General features: G+C 41.2%; 21 protein-coding genes. 6 read left to right on the forward strand and 15 right to left on the reverse strand.

Features of this window, described 5'->3' with window-relative positions:
- Window positions 1-88: 88 nt before the first annotated feature.
- Window positions 89-2,497: a membrane-bound PQQ-dependent dehydrogenase, glucose/quinate/shikimate family gene (locus tag H3T75_RS09225; protein ID WP_198211568.1), complete on the reverse strand. Its 2,409-nt coding sequence runs from the start codon at window positions 2,495-2,497 to the stop codon at window positions 89-91.
- Window positions 2,498-2,940: 443 nt separating this feature from the next.
- On the reverse strand, window positions 2,941-4,116 hold the full coding sequence (locus H3T75_RS09230) for a phosphoglycerate kinase (protein ID WP_198211569.1): 1,176 nt from the start codon (window positions 4,114-4,116) through the stop codon (window positions 2,941-2,943).
- A gap of 252 nt (window positions 4,117-4,368) precedes the next feature.
- Here H3T75_RS09230 and H3T75_RS09235 point away from each other — a divergent pair, with 252 nt between their 5' ends.
- The 3 genes from H3T75_RS09235 (at window position 4,369) to H3T75_RS09245 (ending at window position 5,854) form a co-directional block, all read left to right on the forward strand.
- Window positions 4,369-4,752 (forward strand): MAPEG family protein, encoded by a 384-nt coding sequence (locus H3T75_RS09235; RefSeq protein ID WP_198211570.1) that lies wholly within the window; start codon window positions 4,369-4,371, stop codon window positions 4,750-4,752.
- 54 nt (window positions 4,753-4,806) lie between these two features.
- Window positions 4,807-5,088, forward strand: a complete 282-nt coding sequence (locus tag H3T75_RS09240) for a GFA family protein (protein ID WP_198211571.1) — start codon at window positions 4,807-4,809, stop codon at window positions 5,086-5,088.
- Between the two features lie 295 nt (window positions 5,089-5,383).
- Window positions 5,384-5,854: an ester cyclase gene (locus H3T75_RS09245; protein ID WP_198211572.1), complete on the forward strand. Its 471-nt coding sequence runs from the start codon at window positions 5,384-5,386 to the stop codon at window positions 5,852-5,854.
- 120 nt (window positions 5,855-5,974) lie between these two features.
- Here the strand turns inward: H3T75_RS09245 and H3T75_RS09250 are convergent, their stop codons facing one another.
- The 6 genes from H3T75_RS09250 to H3T75_RS09275 form a co-directional block, all read right to left on the reverse strand.
- Complete coding sequence (locus H3T75_RS09250) at window positions 5,975-7,156, reverse strand: acetyl-CoA C-acetyltransferase (RefSeq protein WP_084585962.1); 1,182 nt, start codon at window positions 7,154-7,156, stop codon at window positions 5,975-5,977.
- Between the two features lie 30 nt (window positions 7,157-7,186).
- Window positions 7,187-7,852, reverse strand: coding sequence for a 3-oxoacid CoA-transferase subunit B (locus H3T75_RS09255; protein WP_037392084.1), 666 nt, complete (start codon window positions 7,850-7,852; stop codon window positions 7,187-7,189).
- A 13-nt stretch (window positions 7,853-7,865) separates the two neighbouring features.
- The gene (gene atoD, locus H3T75_RS09260) at window positions 7,866-8,519 is read right to left on the reverse strand and encodes an acetate CoA-transferase subunit alpha (protein WP_025329975.1); all 654 of its coding nucleotides are present in this window, start codon (window positions 8,517-8,519) and stop codon (window positions 7,866-7,868) included.
- 123 nt (window positions 8,520-8,642) lie between these two features.
- Window positions 8,643-8,945, reverse strand: a complete 303-nt coding sequence (locus H3T75_RS09265; RefSeq protein WP_084585961.1) for a hypothetical protein — start codon at window positions 8,943-8,945, stop codon at window positions 8,643-8,645.
- A 2-nt stretch (window positions 8,946-8,947) separates the two neighbouring features.
- Window positions 8,948-10,285, reverse strand: coding sequence for an acyclic terpene utilization AtuA family protein (locus H3T75_RS09270; RefSeq protein WP_198211573.1), 1,338 nt, complete (start codon window positions 10,283-10,285; stop codon window positions 8,948-8,950).
- A 43-nt stretch (window positions 10,286-10,328) separates the two neighbouring features.
- Window positions 10,329-11,693: a CitMHS family transporter gene (locus H3T75_RS09275; RefSeq protein WP_025329972.1), complete on the reverse strand. Its 1,365-nt coding sequence runs from the start codon at window positions 11,691-11,693 to the stop codon at window positions 10,329-10,331.
- A gap of 235 nt (window positions 11,694-11,928) precedes the next feature.
- Between H3T75_RS09275 and H3T75_RS09280 the strand changes: the two genes are divergently transcribed.
- A complete protein-coding gene (locus H3T75_RS09280; RefSeq protein WP_025329971.1) occupies window positions 11,929-12,816 on the forward strand; it encodes a LysR family transcriptional regulator in 888 nt (295 codons plus the stop codon).
- 22 nt (window positions 12,817-12,838) lie between these two features.
- Here H3T75_RS09280 and H3T75_RS09285 read toward each other — a convergent pair whose 3' ends face one another.
- Complete coding sequence (locus tag H3T75_RS09285) at window positions 12,839-13,156, reverse strand: ComEA family DNA-binding protein (protein ID WP_244895543.1); 318 nt, start codon at window positions 13,154-13,156, stop codon at window positions 12,839-12,841.
- A gap of 324 nt (window positions 13,157-13,480) precedes the next feature.
- Here H3T75_RS09285 and tkt point away from each other — a divergent pair, with 324 nt between their 5' ends.
- Window positions 13,481-15,466, forward strand: a complete 1,986-nt coding sequence (tkt, locus tag H3T75_RS09290; protein WP_198211574.1) for a transketolase — start codon at window positions 13,481-13,483, stop codon at window positions 15,464-15,466.
- Window positions 15,467-15,527: 61 nt separating this feature from the next.
- Here the strand turns inward: tkt and H3T75_RS09295 are convergent, their stop codons facing one another.
- From H3T75_RS09295 to H3T75_RS09320, 6 genes are all read right to left on the reverse strand, one after another.
- Complete coding sequence (locus tag H3T75_RS09295) at window positions 15,528-16,814, reverse strand: MFS transporter (protein WP_078474608.1); 1,287 nt, start codon at window positions 16,812-16,814, stop codon at window positions 15,528-15,530.
- Between the two features lie 40 nt (window positions 16,815-16,854).
- Window positions 16,855-18,042 (reverse strand): M20 aminoacylase family protein, encoded by a 1,188-nt coding sequence (locus H3T75_RS09300; RefSeq protein ID WP_198211575.1) that lies wholly within the window; start codon window positions 18,040-18,042, stop codon window positions 16,855-16,857.
- Window positions 18,043-18,351: 309 nt separating this feature from the next.
- A complete protein-coding gene (locus H3T75_RS09305) occupies window positions 18,352-20,217 on the reverse strand; it encodes a hypothetical protein (protein WP_198211576.1) in 1,866 nt (621 codons plus the stop codon).
- A gap of 485 nt (window positions 20,218-20,702) precedes the next feature.
- Window positions 20,703-21,677, reverse strand: coding sequence for an NAD(P)-dependent oxidoreductase (locus H3T75_RS09310; RefSeq protein WP_096765460.1), 975 nt, complete (start codon window positions 21,675-21,677; stop codon window positions 20,703-20,705).
- Between the two features lies 1 nt (window position 21,678).
- Window positions 21,679-22,053, reverse strand: coding sequence for an EamA family transporter (locus tag H3T75_RS10980; RefSeq protein WP_198211577.1), 375 nt, complete (start codon window positions 22,051-22,053; stop codon window positions 21,679-21,681).
- A gap of 23 nt (window positions 22,054-22,076) precedes the next feature.
- A complete protein-coding gene (locus H3T75_RS09320; RefSeq protein WP_198211578.1) occupies window positions 22,077-23,507 on the reverse strand; it encodes a UbiA family prenyltransferase in 1,431 nt (476 codons plus the stop codon).
- Window positions 23,508-23,553: 46 nt separating this feature from the next.
- Here H3T75_RS09320 and H3T75_RS09325 point away from each other — a divergent pair, with 46 nt between their 5' ends.
- Window positions 23,554-23,868: a tRNA (cytidine(34)-2'-O)-methyltransferase gene (locus tag H3T75_RS09325; protein ID WP_198211579.1), complete on the forward strand. Its 315-nt coding sequence runs from the start codon at window positions 23,554-23,556 to the stop codon at window positions 23,866-23,868.
- The last annotated feature ends 192 nt before the right edge of the window (window positions 23,869-24,060 follow it).

Genomic DNA, 24,060 nt, shown 5'->3' on the forward strand with positions numbered 1-24,060 from the left:
TATAATTGAAATTAATTAGTAAACAATTTTATTAATTCTTTAAAAAACAGCACCCGTCCCAGGTGCTGTTTTTTAGTGCTGGTCAGATTTACTTTTTATCCGGCAACGCATAAGCAATTACATAGTCACCAACATCATTTGAATGGCTGGTACCGCCGGCTGAAATAACCACATACTCCTTACCGGTTTTCGGAGAGACATAAATCAGCGGAGCAGCAACCGAACCCACTGGCAGGCGTGCTTTCCAAACTTCCTTACCAGTTTTGGCATCTATTGCACGCAGATAATAATCCTGCGTACCGGCAAAAAATACCAGACCTGAGGCAGTGGCTGTCGGACCACCCAGTGTAGGCATACCAATCGGCATTGGCTGTTTTGTCTTAATATTCAGAGGTCCGGTATCCTGAACCGTGCCCATTGGCACCTGCCATACTAGCTGCTTGGTGTTCAAATCAATGGCACTCAGCGTACCAAATGGCGGCTGCTGACATGGTACACCCAGCGGAGATTGCAGAATGTCGATTTTCACACCGCCATAAATACCGGCAACCTGCGGCCGAATCGTACCCATAAATCCCGGTACTTCATCAGTAGAAACCTTGAACTGTTTTGCCTCCTCACGGGTAACCAACTGCATACGCAGTGCCATGCGCATATCGTTCACAAACATCAGATTCCGTGATTCATCAATTGAGATACCACCCCAGTTCATGCCGCCAAGCAGACTTGGCCATTCAATATACGGCTGTGCACCCGGTGGCGTAAACCGGCCTTTGTATACAGAATTCTTAAACAGAATACGGCAATATAACTGGTCAAACGGTGTGATACCCCACATACTGCGTTCAGTCAGCGGCTCATTACCAATATTGGGCATACCCACAGAATCAGGCTGCGTAGCAGACAAATGTTCACCTTCGGCTGCCGGAACTGTAGGTACAGGGCTTTCCACAACTTTAGTGACAAATTCCCCGTTTCGCCGGTCAATTACAAAAATCTGCCCGGTTTTAGTAGTTTGAATCAGAGCAGGAATTTTCTGGCCTTTATCATTGGTAACATCATACAGTACAGGCTGAGAAGGCAAATCATAATCCCATACATCATGGTGAACCAGCTGACGTACCCAGCGTAATTTACCGGTGCTGGCATCCAGAGCAACCACTGCTGCCCCGAATTTTTCCTTAATATGATTGCGGTCACCACCCCAGTAATCCGGCGGTCCATTGCCGGTTGGTAAATAAACCAGATTCAGTTCTTTATCATAAGTAGGAATAGTCCAGACATTAGGTGTTTCAAGTGTGTAATTCTGACCGGGCTTAGCCAGCCCCTCAGGTTTACCAATATCCCATGTCCACACCAGCTTACCGTCACGTACATCAAATGCCCGTACCGCACCAGATGGTTCACCGTGAACAATATCGCGAACCCAGCCGCCTACAACAGTTAAATGTCCCATCATTACCGGCAGAGAAGTCGGATGATAGCGCTTACTGTTTTCAGTCGGCCCCATATAAGCCTTGAGATTCACATAACCATTGTCACCAAAACCCGGACATAACGTCCCTTTATCTGCATCCAGAGTAAACAGACGTGCATCCACTGTAGATACAACAATTCTGCGCCGGCATGCAGACTGTGTATAAGCGGCTTTTTCAGCATTGGTCAGGCTATCATCCTTATCCATATCATAATAGCCTACCCCGCGGCAGGTTACATGCTCGGCAGTACGTGCTTTAGGATCAAAGCGCCAGATTAGCTTACCGGTATCCGCATCAATTGCAGATACCAAATTTTCCGGTGTGCATGAATACAGCTTGTCACCAATCTGCAATGGTGTATTTTCGTCTACACCGATTGCTTTACCAGAAGTACGGCGGCCAGTATGAAATGTCCATGCTACCTGCAGATTACGCACATTATCCGGATTTATCTGGGTATACGGCGCAAAGCGGGTACCGCGCTGATTTCTGCCAAAAAATGCCCAGTCAGACGGATTTTGAGCATTTTCATGTGCCGCATCAGCATTCTCACTGATATTAATCTGATTACGAATCTGACCATGCGGATAAAACGACGCAATCAGCGTAGCCAGTAAAGCCAGAAATATAACAACACCGCTAAAATTATAAAAACGGCACCCGGAAGCTGAAACACCCTGATAGCCACTGCCCGACCACAAAGTCATCATAAGAAACAGTGCAGGTATAACCAGACGCGGCATCAGAGCCCAATAAGTTAACTCCGTTGCATCTGTTAATGCCCAAATTAGCGTTGCCACAAACACTGCCAGCGAAAACAAGGCAGTATAAGACTTACGCAAACCAACCATTATCGAAAGTACCAGATAAGCAATACCAGCCAGTAAATAATAGCCGGAACCGCCCAGTATCAATAGCTTAATTCCGCCATAGCCTAGCGCCAGACCGCCAGCCAGCAATATCAATACAAGCAGCCAGCGTGGCAGATTACGCCAGCAACTTCCTGAAGAACCAGACATCAACTACTCCTAACCTGAATGTGTGAATAAATATTGCTAACCAACATGCAAAGTACATAAAACTTTACTTATCAGGCAGCAATATTTTTAAATTATTTAAAATTAGTTATTTATAAATTAATAAATACAAAAAGATACTTTAAATAAACATAAATAAATTAAAATTTACAAAGTAACTAAATTATTAACCTTTAAATAAGCCATTGTCAAAAAATTAACACTCAGTTTTTTAATACAGGAGGGATACTCGAATAATGTACTTATCTCAGTACAATCCGAGTTTTATTCACATACAACAAAATATGTTTCTGCCGGAAAGAAGTTAACTTCTTATGTCATTGAATCATCATAAAAACAACAGACATGAAAAAAGCGAAATTGCCGTATTAAGCAATTTCGCCTAAAAAAGCATCCGTAACGATGCCGATAAATAAAATTAGCAATCAGGCTCGTGCAGTCAGCGCGGCAACGGCCGGTAAAGTCTTACCTTCAAGAAACTCCAGAAATGCCCCGCCACCGGTACTGATATAACTGATATCATCAGTAATACCAAACTGAGCAATTGCAGCCAGCGTATCACCGCCACCGGCAATTGAATAAGCATCACTATCAGCAATTGCCTTTGCCAGCACCTTAGTACCATGAGCAAATGCAGCAAATTCGAATACACCTACAGGACCATTCCAGACAATCGTTTTTGCCTCTTTCATCATCTCAGCCAGTCTCTGTGCTGATTGCGGACCAATATCCAGAATCATATCGTCTTCGGCCACATCAGCTACGTTTTTAATTTCAGCAGCTGCATCAGTAGCAAAACGCTTGGCTGCCACCACATCAACAGGCAAAGGAATATCACCGCCCTTAGCAGCTATCTTGGCCATAATCTGCCGTGCACTATCAACCAGATCAGCTTCAGCCAGCGATTGCCCTACAGGCAGTCCCTTTGCCAGTAAAAATGTATTGGCAATTCCGCCACCTACAATTAAATGATCCACCTTATCGGCCAGACTTTCCAGAATCGTCAGTTTAGTTGATACTTTACTTCCGCCCACAATAGCCACTACCGGAGCCTGCGGATTCTGTACTGCATGAGTTAATGCTTCCAGTTCAGCTGTCAGCAGCATACCGGCACAGGCCAGCGGTGCAAATTCTGCCACTGCGGCTGTAGAAGCTTCTGCACGATGTGCAGTACCAAAAGCATCATTAACATAGATATCACCAAGCGCAGCATAAGCTGCAGCCAGAGCTTGGTCATTTTCCTTCTCGCCGATATTCAGACGAACATTAGGCAGCATGATTACATGTCCGGCCTGCAACTGTGGTTTGTGTTCACGCCAGTCTTCTGCCACACTGACATTCTGACCTAATAATTCTCCTAATCGTTGCGCCACCGGAGCAACACTGTCTTCCGGTTTTGGAGCGCCGGCTTTCGGTCGTCCCAGATGTGTCAGCACCACAACTGCTGCACCCTGCTGCAAACAAAAACGAATCGAAGCTAAAGAAGCACGAATACGCGTATCATCAACAATAACACCATCTTTAATAGGCACATTCATGTCTACCCGAATCACAACGGTCTTGCCAGACACATCCTGATCAGCTAACTTTTTAAACAACATGGTTGAGTTCCCACAATAAAAAACGCTGATAAATTTGCTATATCACTCCGTACCTCCCAAAGAATGACAACATCAGCGCATCACAAACAGATAAAATAGTTATAAATCACAAAAAGCTTGAAAAACTTTGAATTATCTTATAATTTACCCATAGGGTAAAGTCACAGACAGGATAAAACTGCCGGTACTTAACCAGCCTCATCACATAATTTATTTAATTGCAGTACACACATACTACCGAGGTATAACATTATGACTCTTGCTTACTGGTGTGTTTTAATAGCCATGCTTCTGCCATGGATTGCAGCATCTTATGCTAAAAAAAGTGGTGGATTTAAAGCTAATGATAATCATCAGCCCCGTGAATTTATGGCTAAAGCTCAGGGTAAAGCTGCACGTGCTAATGCTGCACAGCAAAATGGTTACGAAATATTTGCACCTTTCGCTGCTGCGGTCATTATTGCCCATGCAACTGATAACGCTGCCCAGTTCACCATTAACTTCTGGAGCGTATTGTTTATTCTCAGTCGTCTTGGTTATTTTTATTGTTACATTAAAGATAAATCTTTTGCCCGTTCATGTATCTGGGGAGTGGGCGTTATCTGTATCATTGCACTTTACATAGCTGCAATCTGAATACAATACTGGCAAGTAATTTTGATAATTTAATCTGCAATAAAGGGGGAGTATATGAGCAAACAATCAGGTTCATGTCTTTGCGGCAAAGTTAAATTTTCTCTGGAAACAGATAACCACTCACTGAGTGCCTGCCATTGCAGTACCTGCCGCAAATGGAGTGCAGGTCCGCTGATGACAATTATGCATAATGGTAAGATTCAGTTTGAAAATACAGAATTCATCAAAAATTACAATTCATCAGAATGGGCGGAACGCGGATTTTGTTCAGAATGCGGTACTCATCTGTATTATCACTTAAAAAATAGCGACCAATATAGCCGCATGGACACTTAACCAGCCTGACGCCCTGGATTTCAATCTTCAGGTTTATATTGATAACAAACCGGAATGCTATTCTTTCGCCAATCAGACACATAACCTGACAGAGGCTGATATTCAGCAAATGATAGCAGAGCAGCAGAAATAATCACGGCCGGATTAGTCTATCCAACAGTTCTTATCCGAATAAATAACTATATTGTTTTATTTAGTTTAATTGCGACCATTCAAGCGGTCTGCATTATAGATTAATAACGCATTATAGATAGAGTTTATCTAAATTAAAATAAAAATAGGAATTGGAGTTGGTATGAATGTAATTAAAAAAAGCTTTTTAATTGGTATTTGTTTGTTGAGTTTCACAAGTGTTGCCGCTGCAAAAGATTTAAAGCATAGAAATATCGCTCGAGAAGAAGAAAATCGAACACTGGTTATCAATTTTTATAATAACTTCTTTAATAAACATCAACTTGCTGAGGCAACTAAAACACTGGCTGAAGATTATAAACAACATAATCCTTATGTCGCTAATGGTAGAACACCTGCGATTACTTATTTCGAAGATTTCTTTAAACAAAATCCGCAATCAAGTGCCATCATAATTCGTTCATCTGTGGAGGGCGATATTGTATGGTTACATGTCCATTCTAAAATCAATAAAGATGATCTTGGTAAAGCAGTAGTTGATATATTCCGAGTTAAAGATGGAAAAATAGTTGAGCATTGGGATGTGATCCAAAATGTACCAGAACAGGCAGAAAATAATAATACGATGTTTTAATGATTGATCCGATAACTTATAAGCGCCTTAACGGCGCTTTCTTCGTTCAAGCAAAAACAGACTATATATGTTTAATATATAGTCTGTTTTCAATTGGATATTCAGTGAAATTAAACTGTATTACATACGCTCAACAATCATTGCAATACCCTGACCGCCGCCGATACACAGCGTAGCCAGCCCGAACTGAACATCTTTTGCCTGCATACCATATAACAGACTTACCAGAATGCGGGTACCACTGGCTCCAATCGGATGACCAATCGCAATCGCACCACCATGGATATTGGTTTTATCCATATCAAAATGCAATTCGCGGCCTACTCCGAGGAATTGTGCAGCAAAAGCTTCATTTGCCTCAACCAGATCAATATCAGTCAGTGCCAGACCGGCCTTCTGCAAAGCTTTCTGTGTCGCTGGTACAGGTCCCAGCCCCATCAGTGCAGGGCTTACACCAGCACTGGCATAACTGCGAATACGTGCCAGAGGCTGTAATCCGAGTTCTTTTGCTTTGCTTTCCGCCATCACCAACACAGCAGCAGCACCATCATTAATTCCTGATGAGTTGCCGGCAGTCACCGTTCCATCGGCACTGAATGCCGGTTTCAATTTAGCCAGTGCTTCAGCAGTTGCCTCAGCCCGCGGATATTCATCACGTGCAAATACAGTATCACCTTTACGTGACTTAATTGTTACGGGCACAATTTCTGCATCAAATACACCGGCTGCAACCGCCTGCGCAGCCAGCTGCTGAGAACGTAAAGCCAGCTCATCCTGTTCCAGCCGGCTGATCTGATATTTCTGTGCAATATTTTCAGCAGTAATCCCCATATGATAATGATTGGTAGCACAGGTCAGCCCGTCGTGTACCATAGTATCAATTACCTGCTGATTACCCATACGATAGCCCCAGCGTGCACGGCTATCCAGCAGATATGGTGCCCGCGTCATATTTTCCATGCCGCCAGCTATCACTACCTCTGCATTCTGCGCAGCAATAGACTGAGCGGCCAGTGCTACCGTTTTTAATCCCGAACCGCATACTTTATTAACAGTATACGCCGGTACACTATCAGCCAGTCCGGCTGCCAGGGCTGCCTGTCGTGCCGGATTCTGTCCCAGCCCGGCCTGCAGCACATTACCCATCACTACTTCATCAACCAGCCCGCTTTCAACACCGGCACGGTTTAAAGCTTCAGCAATAACCAGCTTACCCAAATCTACCGTACCTACACTGGCCAGCGAACCATTAAAGCTGCCTACAGGCGTACGCGCTGCACTGACAATAACTGCATTTTCCATATTTAACTCCTAAATCTGACTGTTACCAGCCTATAAACCACGCTGGCTGATTGCCATTTCACGGAAATCTTCAGCCACAGTAAATTCAGCCTGAGTTTTAGCCTTAATTGTTTCCAGATCAACGCCTGGGGCATGTTCCAGTAAAACCAGTTGTCCGTCTTTAAAACCAAACACAGCTAATTCAGTAACAATCAGATTAACTTTGTTTTTTGCTGTTAGCGGTAAAGTACATTCTTTCAGAATTTTGGATTCACCATTTTTAGTACAATGCTCCATACCAATAATAACCCGGCGCGAACCAGTTACCAGATCCATTGCACCACCCATGCCCGGTACCATTTTTCCCGGCACCATCCAGTTTGCCAGATTTGCCTGCTGATCGACTTCCAGACCACCCAGTACACAAGCATCAACATGGCCGCCGCGAATCAGTGCAAATGAAAATGCACTGTCAAAAGTACAACCGCCGGCAGCGATACCACATGGCTGACCACCTGCATTCACCAGATTAGGATTGGCTTTTTCAGGATCCAGTGCAGCCAGACCGAGAAAACCGTTTTCAGACTGCAAAGTAATATGAATATCTTCCGGTACATAATTGGCTACCTGAGTCGGCAGACCGATACCCAGATTCACCACATCCCCGTCATTGAATTCCAACGCAATTCTGCGTGCAATTAATTCTTTTGCATTCATGGTGACTCTTCCTTTATTCCGGATAAACAATATAATCAACCAGCGCTGCCGGTGTAGTCGCCGCATCAGGTGAAATCTCACCCACTTCAACCACATTACCTGCTTCAACAATTACCTTTTTCGCAGCCAGAGCAACCAGCGGATTAAAATTCTGAGCAGACAGTTCATACACCAGATTACCCAGCTTATCTGCCGTTTTTGCTTCCACAATGGCCAGATCAGCCTGTAATGGCAATTCAAGCAGGTATTCCTGTCCGTTTACCGCGATTTTCTGTTTGCCTTCTTCGACAATTGTTCCCAATCCGGTAGGTGTCAGCACACCACCCAAACCTGCGCCGGCAGCACGAATCCGCTCTGCCAGCGTACCCTGCGGTACCAGTTCAACTTCAATCTCACCGGCAATCATTTTCTTACCGGTTTCCGGATTAGTACCGATATGCGAAGTAATCACTTTTTTGACACGATTATTCGTAATCAGCGGGCCGACACCGGTTTCTACAAACGCAGTATCATTTCCAATAATAGTTAAATCCTTAACCCCTGAATCCAGAATAGCCTGTACCAGTCTGGCGGGCGTACCGATTCCCATAAAACCGCCAAACATAATGGTCATTCCATCCCACAGATGATTTTTCACATCCGCTAAACTGAGCTGTTTTGTTTTCATACTCTTCTAACCTGAGATAAACCAAAGACCGGACAAATACATAACAACTGATTTTGTTATAGATCCATGACAATATTTGATTTGCCGGCGATACCCTGAAAAGCACCGCCGGCAAGTGATTAATTACTCAATGTCCATATCCAGAATTGCTGCACTCAAACCTTTACCATGCATATCATGTGCCAGCGTACGGGTAACACCGCCACCCAAAGCACCATACATAACAAAATTCAGTGCACCAATATTCGGTAATTCATAGCGCACAACATCACCAGTCACGATATCTGCAAAAAACGCTTTAACCTTTTCCGCAGTCACTGCTGTTTTAATACGTTCATAATCTTCAGGCCGATAAGCAATTACCGAAATATTTGAAGTATTACCTTTATCACCAGTACGAGAGTGTGCAATTTCACGTAACTTCATTATCAAACCTCCAGATAGTCAATACTGGTTGTCACCAGATTACGGGGAATAAATGTTGAATCCATAGCCACAATTTCTTTTACAGATTTCATAGCACCGCCACCGCCGGCCGGACCATTGGTATATAAAGCTTCAACTTCATTACCCACAACTGCTGCCGCAGCTTTAGTTGCGAAACGTCCGGCTACACGCACACGAACTTCATACGGCTGGCTGCTCTGTGACAAAGTTGCACCGTGCAGAGAATCAATACCAATCAGATCAAAACGCACCTCTTGTGGTTCTGCATGTGCAATTTCAAACCGCTCTTTTACGATGGCCAGTGCCAGACGACCGCGCTCTACCGCTCCCGGACCGGCATAGCTCATCTCACCTTCACCAATAAAACCATCTTCATAACCTACAGATACCTTCAGCGTCTCAGGACGGGCACGACCTGTACCGCCAGTAACAGCAACACGGTCTTTACCTACTTGTGTAAAGGTTACCTGCGTGAAATCTGCGGTGACATCCGGTGTTTTATATTCATCCGGGCGATGAATTTCATACAGCATCTGTTCCTTACAGGTATCAGGAGTAACCATGCCGCCAGAGCCTTCAACTTTAGTAATTACTGCATCACCATCGGCACTGATTTCGGCAATCGGAAAGCCCAGACGTGCCAGATCAGGTACATCGCGGTAACCCGGATCAGCAAAATAACCACCAGTGATCTGGCCGGCACACTCAAGCAAGTGTCCCAGAATAGTGCCCTTACCCAGATGCTCCCAATCTTCTGCACCCCATTTAAACTCATGCATCATGATTGACAGGAACAGAGACGGGTCAGAAACACGGCCGGCAATAACAATATCAGCACCGTTGTCCAGCGCCTGTAACATTGGTTCAGCACCGATATACGCATTGGCTGAAACAATTTTCTTACCGCATTGTGAAACCGGTTTTTGCAGCTCATCCAGTGGCAGATCCTGCTGCATAACCTGTTCGTAAACATCATCGCCTTCAATAATGGCAATTTTCAGATTTTTTGCGCCCAGAGAACGTGCGATTTCGGCAGTTACTTTGGCTGCTGCACGCGGATTGGCAGAACCCATATTAGTAACAATCTTGATTCCCTTTTCCAGACAGGCCGGTAATACTGCCTGCATACGCGCTGCCAGTAATTCATTAAAACCGGTTTCCGGATTATGCTTTTTCTGGCGCTGACCGATAGCAATCGTGCGTTCAGCCAGACATTCAAATACCAGATACTGAATATCCCCTTTTTCCGCCAGCTCTACAGCCGGTTCAATCCGGTCGCCACCATATCCGGCACCACAACCAATTCTGATTTTTTTCATATGTCATATCCTTTTTACATTCAACAACTTAAAAACAACCTGTTTATATCGGGAATACTCCGAATAACATCGCACCTACAGCCATCACGATAGAAGCCAGCCAAAGTATCGGAATAGAGAATTTCTGATGGTCAGCCAAATCCACGCCGGACAGACTGCACAACAGGAAGGTAGCCGGAGTCAGCGGACTAACCGGGAAACCAGTAGTCATTTGCCCAAGTAAAGAAGCCTGAGCTACCTGAATAGGCGGGAAACCACCAATATTGGCCACCACCGGCATAATGCCGAAATAATAGGAATCAGGGTCAAACACCAGACTCAGCGGCATTGCTACCAGACTGACAATAAACGGAATATGAGAAGACAAACTGTCAGGTACAAAATGACCGGCTGAATTTGCCATAGCTTTGAGCATACCGGATTCACCCATAATGCCTGTGAACACACCGGCAGCAAACAAAATGGATGCCATCATCAGCGCGCCCTTAGCATGAGCATTAATCCGTGCAGATTGTTCAGCAGGTTTGCGGTAATTTAATGTCAGCGCAATACAGCAGGCCACCATAAAAATAACCACTGGTGATATTTTTGTGGCTACCATACCCGTAATTACCAGAATCACCAGAGTAATATTCGCCCAGAATAAATGCGGCCGACGCAGCTTTTGCTCTTCTTCGGTTAATTCTTTTGGCGCAAAATGTGTTGCTGTTTCTTCATTTTCACCACCGATTACTGCACCAGCACCGGCTCCGGCCAGACCTAAGCGTTTTTCTTCTTTGCGTCCCCAGTACCAGCCCATAAACACCATAAATGCCAGCCCGCAAATTTGCGCCGGAATCAGTGGCGTAAACAGATCATGTGTAGATACCTCCAGTGCTGCGGAAGCACGAATCATCGGTCCGGTCCATGGCAGGAAATTTACACCGGCACTCAGTGCTGTAATCCCGGCAAGAATTCGCTTATCAATACCAAGTTTGTTATATAAAGGCAGCATGGCCGGTACTGTAATCAGAAATGTCACTGCTCCATTACCATCCAGATGCGCAATCAGTGCCAGAACACCAGTACCAATAATAATTCTCTTGGGATTAGTACCTACCACCTTCAGAATCTTGGCAATAATCGGATCAAACATCCCGGCATCACTTACCACACCGAAGAAAATAATGGCAAACACAAACATCGCTGCCATAGGTGCCAGTTTGGATATTCCTGTCACCACCATTTTTGGTATAACGGTGTAATGAGGTACTACATCCAGACTACCCTGAAACAACGGTACGATATATAGTGCGATTACAGCCCCTAGAATAGGAATAATAATCAAAGCGACTATTGGCGATAACCGCTTGCTCATAATGCAAAATAGCAAAGTTGCAATAGTTAATATGCCTACTAAAGCCAGCATAAGAATCCCCTTTTTGGGTTATTATTAAAAAAGAATAAATGAATAAATATTTAAGAAAGCCTTTGCATTCTCACCATAACGACACACCCTGTCTAATCGATAATAAAAATCGATTAATAAACAAATTCGATAAATCCGGCAGCATATGAAAAATTTGATAAAACTCAATATGTATTAACGCTAAATATGCTATTGTAGATAGCAATATGGATTTAAATACGGCAAATAATGCTATATGAATATATCAATCAAGCAGATAAAAGCCTTTCTGGCGCTGGTAGAAGAAGATAACTTCACCCGTGCAGCTCAGAAGATCCATTTGTCTCAGCCTGCATTTAGTAGTCTGATTGCCAATTTGGAACAGGAAATCGGCTATCGCCTGTTTGACAGAGATACCCGTAAAGTTCAGCTTAATGAAGACGGAATCCACTTCATCAAACTGGCACGTGAACTCATGTTTGCCTATGAGCGCACTACCAAAGAAATCCGCTCACATGCCAATAATCATAAGGAAAAACTGGTACTGGCAGTTATGCCGTCTATCGTCGTACAATGGGTTTCACAGCTACTGGCTACTTTTCATCATCAGCATGCCAATGTCCAAGTTGAATTACTCGATACACAATGGGATTTGTGCCTGCAAGCCCTGTTACAAGGACATGCAGAACTGGCATTAACCGCAAAATCTCCCTCTTTAACTGAAATTTCTGCTGAGTTCCTTTTTTCTGACAAATTTCATCTTATATGTCATATCAATCATCCACTGGCCAGCAAAGCAGATATTGAATTAAAAGATTTACTTGAATATGGCATGATTGGATTTACTAAAGGTACCAGCATTCGCCATTTCGTTGATAAAATTGTAGATTTATTTGGAATAAATTATGTAGTAGAAGTTAGCCAGCTCACCACCATGATGGGATTGGTAGCGGCTAATTATGGCATTGGCATAGTACCGAGACTAACATTATTTCAATTTGAACATAAAAATCTCGTAGTCAGAGATGTCAGAGACATGAATCTGGAACGTTCCATTTATCTGATTAAACATAAAGAGCGCAAACTATCACCGCAGGCTGAGAATTTTTATCATCACATTAAAGCCAACATATTCAGAGACTAAAAGTATATGCAGATAGCTAATACTATCTGGATGCAGCGGTAGCAGGTACAGCACGACGATATTTAGAAGTTGGGTTCGAATTAATCGTTACACCCCTGACACTAATATCATTTTGCAATTTTTCATAAGTTGCTTTACCAATGCCTTTTACACGCATAATATCTTCCGTGGAATGAAAAGGTCCATGGGCATTGCGATAATCAATAATTGCCTGCGCTTTAACTGCACCAATATTCGGTAAAGATTGTAACTGCTGTGAAGAAGCAGTATTAATATTAACAGCGGCCCATAACGAGGCCATAGCAAACAACAGTACCAGAATCATACAAATCTTTTGCACTCTGTATTCTCCTTTGATTGATAAAGTTACCTGATCAAATCATACCTATGAATTGACAATAGCATAAAATATAAGATTAATTTATGCAATCATTATTTTATTTACTGAAAATACGATATTTTTAATCATTTCCAGCATATACCTCAGCTTAATTAATCAACCGTTTCAAACCATCAGAATCAGACAAAAAACAGTCTTTCCTTGAAAGGTTTGTGCAGATTCAGGATAATTCGCACTGGATACCTTTGTCTCTTGCGGCGGAGTACAGTCCATTAACTCACATCGCTATTGCAACCAGCAATCCCCTCATCAAAAGGCAACTTCATGGCTTCACATCTCGCTAATGCTATTCGCTTCCTGGCAATGGACGCAATTGAACAGGCTAACTCAGGGCATCCGGGCGCACCAATGGGTATGGCCGAAATGGCTACTGTAGTGTGGCGCGAATTCCTGCAACACAACCCAGCTAACCCCAAGTTTTACAACCGCGACCGTTTCATCCTTTCGAACGGACACGCATCCATGCTGCTGTATAGTCTGCTGCATCTGAGCGGTTACAATCTCAGTATTGAAGATCTGAAAAACTTTCGCCAGCTGCACAGTAAGACCCCGGGACATCCGGAATATGGCTACACTGATGGTGTAGAAACCACAACCGGACCACTTGGACAAGGAATTGGTAATGCCGTTGGTATGGCACTAGCAGAAAAAATTCTGGCTGCCCGATTTAATAAACCGGGCTTGAATATTGTTGATCACCATACTTACGTATTTGTCGGCGATGGCTGTCTGATGGAAGGAATATCCCATGAAGTATGTTCACTGGCCGGCACGCTTAAATTGGGCAAACTCATTGTTCTGTATGATGACAACAACATCTCAATTGATGGCAAAGTAGACAATTGGTTCAGCGAAAACATTCCTGAACGCTTTACCTCTTACGGCTGGCACACAGTTGCCAATGTAGACGGCCATGATGAAACCGCTATCCGCGCAGCCATTACCGCAGCAAAAGCCGAAACCGAGAAACCATCGATTATCTGCTGTAAAACTAGAATCGGCAAAGGTGCCGCTAACAAAGAAGGTAGCCATAAAACCCATGGCGCACCATTAGGTGCCGAAGAAATTGCCGCTACCCGCGCTGCTCTGAACTGGACACATGAACCATTTACCATTCCGCAGAAAATCTATGACGACTGGAGTGCAGTTAAAGCCGGTACTCAACTGGAACAGCAGTGGCAAAATCTGTTTAATCGGTATCAGCAACAATACCCTGTTGAAGCAGCTGAATTTATCCGCCGCATGGACGGTAAACTGCCGGAAAATTTTGAAGAACACGTTCAAAATGCATTAAATGAAGTATGCAGCAAAGCTGAAAAAGTGGCCACCCGCAAAGCCAGTCAGAACAGCATCGAAATTCTGGCACAAATTCTACCTGAATTTGTAGGCGGATCTGCAGATCTTACCCCCTCAAACCTGACCGACTGGTCTGGCAGTACTGCCGTGACAGCCACCAGTGGCGGCAATTACATCCATTATGGCGTACGAGAATTTGGTATGGCAGCCATTATGAATGGTTTGAGCCTGCACGGTGGTATCAAACCATTCGGAGCTACTTTCCTGATGTTCAGTGAATACGCCCGTAATGCTTTGCGCATGGCTGCACTAATGAAAATCAACCCGATATTTGTATTCACACATGATTCTATCGGCTTGGGAGAAGATGGTCCGACACACCAGCCGGTTGAACAAATTGCCACCCTGCGTCTGATTCCGAACATGAGTGTATGGCGACCGTGTGACAGTGCCGAATCACTGATAGCGTGGGCAGATGCCGCCGCTGCAACCAATCACCCCAGTTGCCTGATATTCAGCCGTCAGGGGTTACCATTTATGCCACGGGATAACCAGCAGCTAGCCAATATCCGTCGTGGCGGTTATGTACTGAAAGCACCCGATACAAAGGCTGCACAGGCGGTACTTATTGCCACAGGATCTGAAGTGGAGCTGGCTATCAATGCTCAGAGCAAATTAGCTGAACAAGGTATTGCCACAACAGTTGTATCTATGCCTAATACCCATATTTTTGATCAGCAGGATCAAGCCTACCGTGACAGCGTCTTACCTGCTCATCTGCCTCGTATTGCCATTGAAGCCGGTGTCAGTGATTCATGGTATAAATACGTGGGTACGAATGGTGCCATTATTGGTATTAATCGTTTTGGTGAATCCGCACCAGCTGAGAAACTCTTTCAGGAATTTGGTTTCACTATCGAACAGGTTGTTGAAGTAGTGAAAAATATCATTTAAATGAGCATATAAAAAAAACGCCGGCATTGTTTGCCGGCATTTTTATATCATTATGATAGATTTAATCTTTTACATTTATATGACGTGTTTCCGGCATCATCAGAATAGCTATTACAGATAATAAACTGGTACCTGCTACATAATAAGCCGGCGATACTGCACCAAAATGCTTGATCAGCCAGGTAATCACAAATTGTGCCGTACCACCAAACAAAGTTATACTAATAGCATAAATTAGTGATACAGCGGTTGCGCGTAGTTTAAACGGTATCATTTCCGGAATAGCCACTAAACTACTGGCGCCGCTCATCCCTGTTAACAACGTTACCATCATTGTTACCAGCAACAGCATCGCCACACTTTCAGTTTTTACCAACAGATAAAACATCGGCACAATCAGCAACATTAAAGCCACCCGTGGCCATAATATAATACTTTTACGACCATATTTATCAGCCAGCATACCTGCCAGTAATGAAAACACAAACATCATCAACCCACCCGAAGTAGTGCAGATTTGCGCAATATTTGGCTTAAGTTTAAACGTATCGATAGCAAAAGTAGTCATATAATTACCTACCTGAGCGGTAATAGCCGTCGACATCAGCACCATAACTCCCAGTATCACCTCGTTCCTATAACGGGAAAATATGATTTTTATCATCTGAGTACCACTGTGATGAGTCGGTTCTTCCAGTGTTTCCGGTAAGGCTCGGCGAATATACAGAGCAATCGGAATTAATACCAGACTTATCAGAAAAGGGATGCGCCAGCCCCATGCATTCAACTGTTCCAGAGTCAGAATACTGGAAACAGTAAAACCAACCAAACCACCAACCACTACCGCAATTCCCTGACTGGCCATTTGCCAGCTGGCATAAAAAGCACGTTTATCTGGCGGAGCAGATTCAATCAGCATTGCTGAAGCCGGACCTACTTCTCCACCTAAAGCCAGCCCCTGAACCATACGTGCAATAACCACAATAACAGGAGCTGCAATCCCGATCACCTCATAGCTGGGTGTAACAGCCAGTCCCAGCGTTCCCAGCGTGATTAATGCCACTGTCAGCATCATCGCTGCCCGGCGACCTTTCTTGTCTGCATAGGCACCAATAAGTAAACCACCCAACGGTCGCGTAAAAAAACCGACACCATATACAGCTACTGCAGCAAGCAAACTGGTGTATTTATCATTATTGGTTGAGGGAAAAAACGATTGCGCAATATACACTGCAAAAAATGAATAAATAATAAAATCATAAAATTCCAGTGCATTCCCTGCCACCGCCGCCGCAATCGCTTTCGCCGGTGGCTTATTATGCTCTATAGCTACTTGTCCTGTATTCATATCATTACTCCAATTATTTTATAAAATATTCAAATCTGATTTATTTTAAAAAGCGCTCAGCCAGTGCTACCCAGTATGTCGCACCAATAGCTATATTTTTATCATTGAAATCATAATAAGGATTATGCAAATCAAAACCCGAAGCAGCATCCACTTCTTTCAGACCATTACCAATAAACAAATAACTTCCCGGACATTTTTCCAGCATAAATGCAAAATCTTCACTTCCGGCCATTGGTTCAGTCTGATCGACAATATTTTCTTCCACTACCACTTCACGTGCCACCTGACGTGCAAACTGAGTTTCTTTACTGGTATTAAATACAGGAGCATATCCATGCTGATAATCCACTTCAGCCACAACATTAAAGCTTTGTGCCTGAGCCTGAGCGATTGCCACAATACGTTGCTGTAACAGCTTACGTACTTCAGGCTTGAAGCAACGCACAGTCAACTTTAGCTCAGCTTGTTCAGGAATTACGTTATTCGCCACACCGGCATGAAACATACCTACTGTAACCACAGCCGAATCCAGCGGACTGACATTACGTGACACAATTGTCTGTAAAGCCATTACGATAGAAGATGCAGCCACAATCGGATCATGCGTATTGTGCGGTTTCGCGCCATGCCCGCCCACACCTTTTACTGTAATAGTGGCCACATCAGATGAAGCCATCATCCAGCCATCATAAAAATGTAACTGTCCCTGCGGATAACCCGGCATATTATGCATACCATATACGGCATCACACGGATATTTTTCAAACAGACCATCAGCAATCATCCGCATAGCACCACTACCAGATTTGCCATATTCCTCCGCCGGCTGAAAAATCAGATTCAATGTACCATTAAACGATTTTCTGCTGGCTAATACTTTAGCCGCAGCCAATAGCATTACAGTATGTCCATCATGGCCACATGCATGCATTTTGCCTGTATGCTGGCTTGTATGCGCAACACCGCTTTCTTCAGTAATCGGCAATGCATCCATATCAGCCCGGATACCAATCCGTCTGTCACCATTTCCAGCTTGAAGTTGCGCTACCAGACCAGTACCACCAATACCCCGTTCAACTTTATATCCCCACTGCTCCAGCAAACCGGCAACTTTATCGCTGGTTCGATTTTCTGCAAAAGCCAATTCAGGGTGTTGATGAATATCATGACGCAGCTGAACAAAAGTACTTAACTCAGCTTCAATCAGCTCATGAATCTCTTTCATAAACATACCTTTACATTTTTAATGAATTAAGAAGACTATAGCTTAACAAACAAAATTATTATTGACAAAACAAAATAATTTAATACATTGTCTTATAAGATTAATTTTTTAAGTATATTTAAAACAAAATAGGAATAATAAAAACCAGTTATTTATATAGCCCAAAAAAAGTTTTCAATATTAATCTGTTTTGTCTCTTTTACATTAAAAAATCTAAACACTCGTCTGATGACAGAACAAAAAAAATGCACTTTTAGAAATTTAAAGTGCATTTTTATATTTAGAAAAGTTATTTAATTAAACCCTGATTTAAAATATTTTTAACTCAAGTTTTAATCTTTCTTTAACTTTACCATTAAAAAACAATAAAGTTATCAACCCCATTATTGCCAATATAGGTAAAAACCATAAATATCGCCAAGTTACCGGAAAATAACTCAGACGTAACACTCCATTAAAATCAGACGGTACGGAAACCTGTACCAATGAACCTGAACTATCTGCAGTAACAGATAATATATGATCATCAATCTTAGCAGAATAACCATACCACCATAAACGCGGGAATATCAGAGTAATATTATCTTTATGCTCTGGAATCTGAACCCAATCTGTATTATTTTCGTGTTTCACAATTCTGACACCAGCTATATCAGGATAAACAAAGGGAGAATTATTTTCCCACCCTTTTGTCAGAGTAAATGGTAACGATACATACAAATCACTACGGCTATCTGCTGACTGAACTTCACTATATCCGCACTGCTTAAACTGATGACTAAAGGCAGCATAATCATCCTTATTAACGATAATAGTGCTAATCCGCATCAACACTGCCTGACAAACATTGAATCCTTTTGCACTCTGTAAAATATTCTCCAATGCCTGTTTAGATGTAAAAATACCATGTGCAGACTGATTAACCGGTAATATTTTCTCGAGTCTTTTACTACCTACAGGAGAATAACCATTTATTGATTTAATATCATAAAAACCGAACTGAGCTGAAGCAATATCATTTAATTGCCGGGTTTGTTTTAAATAAATATTTAATGGAAGAGACAAAACATAACCTTGTAAATTAACATTATCTGGTAACTGAATACGTTCAGCTAATTCAGTCTGACGCTGATAAGAACCGCCTAATGTAGGTAATCCGTTAAGGAACAATAATAAAATTAATAAAGTTAAGCCTATCATCCCGTATGAACTTTTTCTCTCTATTATTTTCGGGCTCAATATAAGCAGCCAGACAGAAAAAATTTGCAATACAATATAAAACGGATGAAGATTCCAAGAATTAAAAAACACCAGACAAAATACAAATAGAATAACTAAAAAATATTTTTTATTAAAATTAACTAATATACTTTTTTTAAAATTAAATAAATCATGTTCAAGTAAAAACAGCATCAACACTAAACTCAGAATCAATGTTAATGTATCAAAGCCCGCATAAGCTGGTAAAAATAAAAAAAATCCACCTAAGATAATATATAAAGAAATATAAATTTTTTTATTTAATATTATCTTTTTACCTTGGATAATATGTGCATACTGTAAAATATAGAATACAGCCAGACAGATAAAAAAAGAAATAAAGGGTAAAAATCGAAATGGCCAGCGCAAAGGGCCAAACTGGGATGGCATTTGTGATAAAAGAAAAAATATTATAATTAATGTAGAAAACCATTTCAGAATATTATCTCGTTGCCAAAGTTCTTTGATATTTCGGTAAAAAAATACCATAGGTAAAAATAAAGTAGAAAAACCCAAAGGTACTAACACCAGCCTATAGCTGATATAAGTCATATAATCATAAAAAGTAGGAAAAAAACCCAGAATAATAGTAGACCATGAAGGAATAAAAGTTCTGAGTGAACTATCAAATCCACTTACGCGATTAGTTAAATCATGCGAAAAAATATATTCGGAATAAATTGGGAAAGAAAAAATAAGTGCCAGAATAGCCGGAATACTCAAGTAAACAACTTTATTTAATTTACCTGATTGTTTAAATTCAAAAACCAGAGTTATTCCGACAAACACAGCATAACCTATTACTCCATGTGGCCAGCCGGAAGAAAGCAAAAAAATAACTGATATAAAGTTTAGAATAATATTGATTTTAGAGTAATTTTTTTTAAGTAATAAAAATGTGGCAATAGACACCATTGCCCAAGCCTGTCCGTTTGCCGCATTCCACCAGGCACCCAGATACTGATAAAGAAAGACCGGCTGAATAACTGTAAATGCGGCCAGTGTATAAGCATAACATTTATGTAATCTGAATACTCTGGCAATAACCAAAGAAGATAGCGAAACCAATACGATATTTATAAAAGCCAGTATCCAGCCAGATAACAGAATATGATGAAAACGAGAAGTAATAAGAGAAACCAGAATATTCTGAGGTAAAAATATACCTTTACCTAAATCAATCATCTCATTACCACCGATATACATAGAGTCAACTATAAAAGGTATTCTCCCTTCTGACCAAATATGGCCAATCTGTCTGAAAAAACCAAGCATTTCATAAGAAGCATCATCAATACAAAAAAAATCACTCTGAAACAGACTACATATAATAATTATTGAAATTGCATAAAATATTGAAAATAACAATGCCTCTTTAACATTTACGTTTTCATTACTCATTATTGGGTTTTCTTTATATTAATATAATTATCATATGCAGCACACATAGCAGTTATATCTGAACATGAAGGTGACCAGCCTAGCAACTGATTAACTTTTGTAATATCAAGCAAAGTATTCTGATCAGCAATGGCATACTGCTCAGGATATAATAGTGTCATACCTATTTTATCCAGTCCGGACAGTACCGGTTTAATCAATCTTGCAGGAACCGGTATTAAAAAAGATTTTGAATTAGCATGTTTGATGATTGCCTCTAACAGCTCTCTGGTTGTCGGAGGATTTAATGAACCCAAATTAAAATTTTCTCTGGGAAAGTTATTTTTACAGGCCTGCAAAGCGGCAGTAACACAATCATCAACACTTACCATTTGATAACGATTAGTACCATTTCCTATCATCGGCACAGGTAAATTTAAAGATATCAGCCTGAATAATTTACCTAATATACCTAAACGCCCAGCACCAGTAATCAGTCTTGGACGAAAAATAGTAGCATTTAATTTTTCATAACTTCGAATTAATTTTTCTGCTTCAACTTTACTGCTTCCATAAGGTCCCAAAGGATTTTGGGGATGCTCCTCTGATACCGGACATGAATTCACCATACCATAGGTCATATCAGTAGAAAAAAATACCATTCTGGTTGTACCTGCTGCTGACATTGCCTGCAAAATATTTTGAGTACCAGCAACATTCACCTCAAAAAACCAAGCCTGACGATTTGATCTGGGTACATTATCAGCAAACTGTCGTGCAGCCAAATGATAAACAATATCATCCGGTTGAAGATTTAATTTTCTTATATCCTGAACTGAACGTATATCACCATAAACAAACTGACTCTGTTTTTCCAGAGTGCAATCAGTATAGTTTTTTATGTCAAAATTAACTACTTCATTGCCATTCTGTAATAATTTTCTTATGAGAATCTGTCCTGTGAACCCACTACCTCCGGTAATAATATGACGCAATTTACGCACTCCTGGAAATAATTATGATTCCTATACAAATAGTAATCAAACCTATAATACGAAGCAGATTAACATTTTCATGTAAGAAGAAATACCCGATAAAAGCAGTAATGATATAACCAATTGATAAAAGCGGATAAGCCAGACTCACTTCAGTTTTGCCCAATACAGCCATCCATAAGCCAATACTAATTGCATAAAAGCACATACCAGTAATAAACCATGCATTCAATATTAGGTGATATCCAAAGTAAAAATAATCAGAAGCACTTTGGGGAAACGTCCCAAGTGTCTGCATAGTTTTACGTAATGCAATTTGCGCCAGAGCATTTAGTGTAACGCTGATAACTGCAAGCATAAATGTTAATAAATTCACTCTAACTCTTCCAAATCAGAAAACTAAATATATCTGGCTAACAATATGATATATATTATTAAAGCCAGTAAAATCAGACTTTTTTTATCTTGAATAAAAAATACAATCGGGTCATCGTACATTAAACCTCTTTTAGTCATCATCCATAAATTACCAATCAGATAGACCATCAATAATTGTGCCAACCATAATAAAGCAGGAGTTCTATAATAAACAATGGTTTCCGGAGCATTAATATAAAGACCAAAAACAATAATGGCACCAATATATGTACTGATACCTAATGGCCAGAGAATATCTAAATCGGATTTTATATACCCCCTACCGGCAATGGAGTTATTTTCATCAGACTTTGAAACTAACTCGGCACAACGTTTCACAGTAGCCAAACTTAAGAATATTAAGACAGAAAATGCCAGTAAAGAGTAACTTAATTCTATATTAGCAACTACTCCGCCTGCTAATATTCTGACGGTATATAAAACGGATAAAACTATTATATCTAATAAAATAATCTGTTTTAATCTTAAACTATATAATGTTGTTATTAATAAATATAATAAAAATATACCAAAAAAATATCTTGATATCAAAATAGAAATTAATCCTGCACTCATTAAAAGCAATAAACTTACTCTACAACCCTGAGCAATCGATAAATTTCCAGAAGCAAACGGTCGATGTCTTTTATTCAAATGCTGACGGTCATTTTCCAGATCCCATAAATCATTTAAAATATATGTTGCTGATGCACCTAAAGAAAAAGCAATAAAAGCAGTAGATACTATTAAAAATTTTTGAAAATCATAAAACTGAAAAGAAGTAAGGAGTGGAACAAAGAGAAGTAGATTTTTTAAACATTGATGTAAACGTATGGCTTTCAGCCATGACATCATTTTTTCATCTTTATTGCTGAACTGTTTTAATACCGGCGTTCCGCTTTGCTTTATTATTTTTATAAGTTTATCAGTTTTATTTCCTGTAACAATAGCTCCGCTAGCCTCTTTCCAAATTGGCAAATCAGCACTATCATCCCCTGCATATATAAATTTTCGTCCGATTTTCTGTTCTATCGCATTAAATTTGTTTATTCCTTTTAAATTTTTTTGTGAATCCGTAGCAATAACATCATCAAAACAATTCAAAAAATCCGCTACTTTATATGCAATATCTTTATAGGCAGCAGTAGCAAGTATGACTTTTCTTCCTTGTTGTCGTTGCTTTTGTATGTAGTTAACTAATTCATGACGATAAGGTATTTTATCAGCATTAAAATCACTATGTTCATAGACAAATTTTTTAAATTCTGCCTTACCTTGGAAATATATTTTTATTAATTTGAAAAGCTTAAACGGATATAATTTAAGCATACTGATCAGGGTTTCATGTAATGAATCAGTCAGAATTAATGTTCCATCTAAATCCACAACTAACGGAAGACTTGATTCTGTCACTATTTTCCCCTGCATATCGATAAAATAATGCAATAATTTTACATAGATGTTTACTCATCATCAATACAGTTACCTAAAGCATTCATCATGCATAACCGAAACTCAGACTAATGCACAGGTCTACCTGATAGAAACCTACGGCACTCGCAACTACACTCAGTTCGACTACAGCGATCGCAATCAGCAAATCTACTTCCTCTTCGGTCGCGAAACCACCGGACTGCCCCAGGCATTCGCACAGGCACGCGCAGAGCAGTGTCTGCGAATCCCGCAGTCAGAGCACATCCGCTCACTGAACCTGTCCAACGCCGCAGCTATCGTTCTCTACGAAGCACTGCGTCAGCAGTCCTTCCCTCTCTGACCTAGATACAGCAACAGCAGCCATTGGGCTGCTGCGGTATTGTTTTTTCTTCTGTTGTACTTCTCAGTACTAAAATAAGAAACCCGGCTGACTAATCAACCGGGTTCTTCTATAGGGAGTCTGGCGGTGTCCTACTTTCACATGGGCAATCCATACTATCATCGGCGCTAGGTCGTTTCACGGTCCTGTTCG

The organism is Snodgrassella sp. W8135 (assembly GCF_016101225.1).
GTDB lineage: Bacteria > Pseudomonadota > Gammaproteobacteria > Burkholderiales > Neisseriaceae > Snodgrassella > Snodgrassella alvi.

Coding starts and splice junctions, on each gene's coding strand:
- H3T75_RS09225 (WP_198211568.1), bottom strand. CDS start 2,497: ATGTCTGGTTCTTCAGGAAGTTGCTGGCGTAATCTGCCACGCTGGCTG.
- H3T75_RS09230 (WP_198211569.1), bottom strand. CDS start 4,116: ATGTTGTTTAAAAAGTTAGCTGATCAGGATGTGTCTGGCAAGACCGTT.
- H3T75_RS09235 (WP_198211570.1), top strand. CDS start 4,369: ATGACTCTTGCTTACTGGTGTGTTTTAATAGCCATGCTTCTGCCATGG.
- H3T75_RS09240 (WP_198211571.1), top strand. CDS start 4,807: ATGAGCAAACAATCAGGTTCATGTCTTTGCGGCAAAGTTAAATTTTCT.
- H3T75_RS09245 (WP_198211572.1), top strand. CDS start 5,384: ATGAATGTAATTAAAAAAAGCTTTTTAATTGGTATTTGTTTGTTGAGT.
- H3T75_RS09250 (WP_084585962.1), bottom strand. CDS start 7,156: ATGGAAAATGCAGTTATTGTCAGTGCAGCGCGTACGCCTGTAGGCAGC.
- H3T75_RS09255 (WP_037392084.1), bottom strand. CDS start 7,852: ATGAATGCAAAAGAATTAATTGCACGCAGAATTGCGTTGGAATTCAAT.
- atoD (WP_025329975.1), bottom strand. CDS start 8,519: ATGAAAACAAAACAGCTCAGTTTAGCGGATGTGAAAAATCATCTGTGG.
- H3T75_RS09265 (WP_084585961.1), bottom strand. CDS start 8,945: ATGAAGTTACGTGAAATTGCACACTCTCGTACTGGTGATAAAGGTAAT.
- H3T75_RS09270 (WP_198211573.1), bottom strand. CDS start 10,285: ATGAAAAAAATCAGAATTGGTTGTGGTGCCGGATATGGTGGCGACCGG.
- H3T75_RS09275 (WP_025329972.1), bottom strand. CDS start 11,693: ATGCTGGCTTTAGTAGGCATATTAACTATTGCAACTTTGCTATTTTGC.
- H3T75_RS09280 (WP_025329971.1), top strand. CDS start 11,929: ATGAATATATCAATCAAGCAGATAAAAGCCTTTCTGGCGCTGGTAGAA.
- tkt (WP_198211574.1), top strand. CDS start 13,481: ATGGCTTCACATCTCGCTAATGCTATTCGCTTCCTGGCAATGGACGCA.
- H3T75_RS09295 (WP_078474608.1), bottom strand. CDS start 16,814: ATGAATACAGGACAAGTAGCTATAGAGCATAATAAGCCACCGGCGAAA.
- H3T75_RS09300 (WP_198211575.1), bottom strand. CDS start 18,042: ATGAAAGAGATTCATGAGCTGATTGAAGCTGAGTTAAGTACTTTTGTT.
- H3T75_RS09305 (WP_198211576.1), bottom strand. CDS start 20,217: ATGGTGTCTATTGCCACATTTTTATTACTTAAAAAAAATTACTCTAAA.
- H3T75_RS09325 (WP_198211579.1), top strand. CDS start 23,554: ATGTTTACTCATCATCAATACAGTTACCTAAAGCATTCATCATGCATA.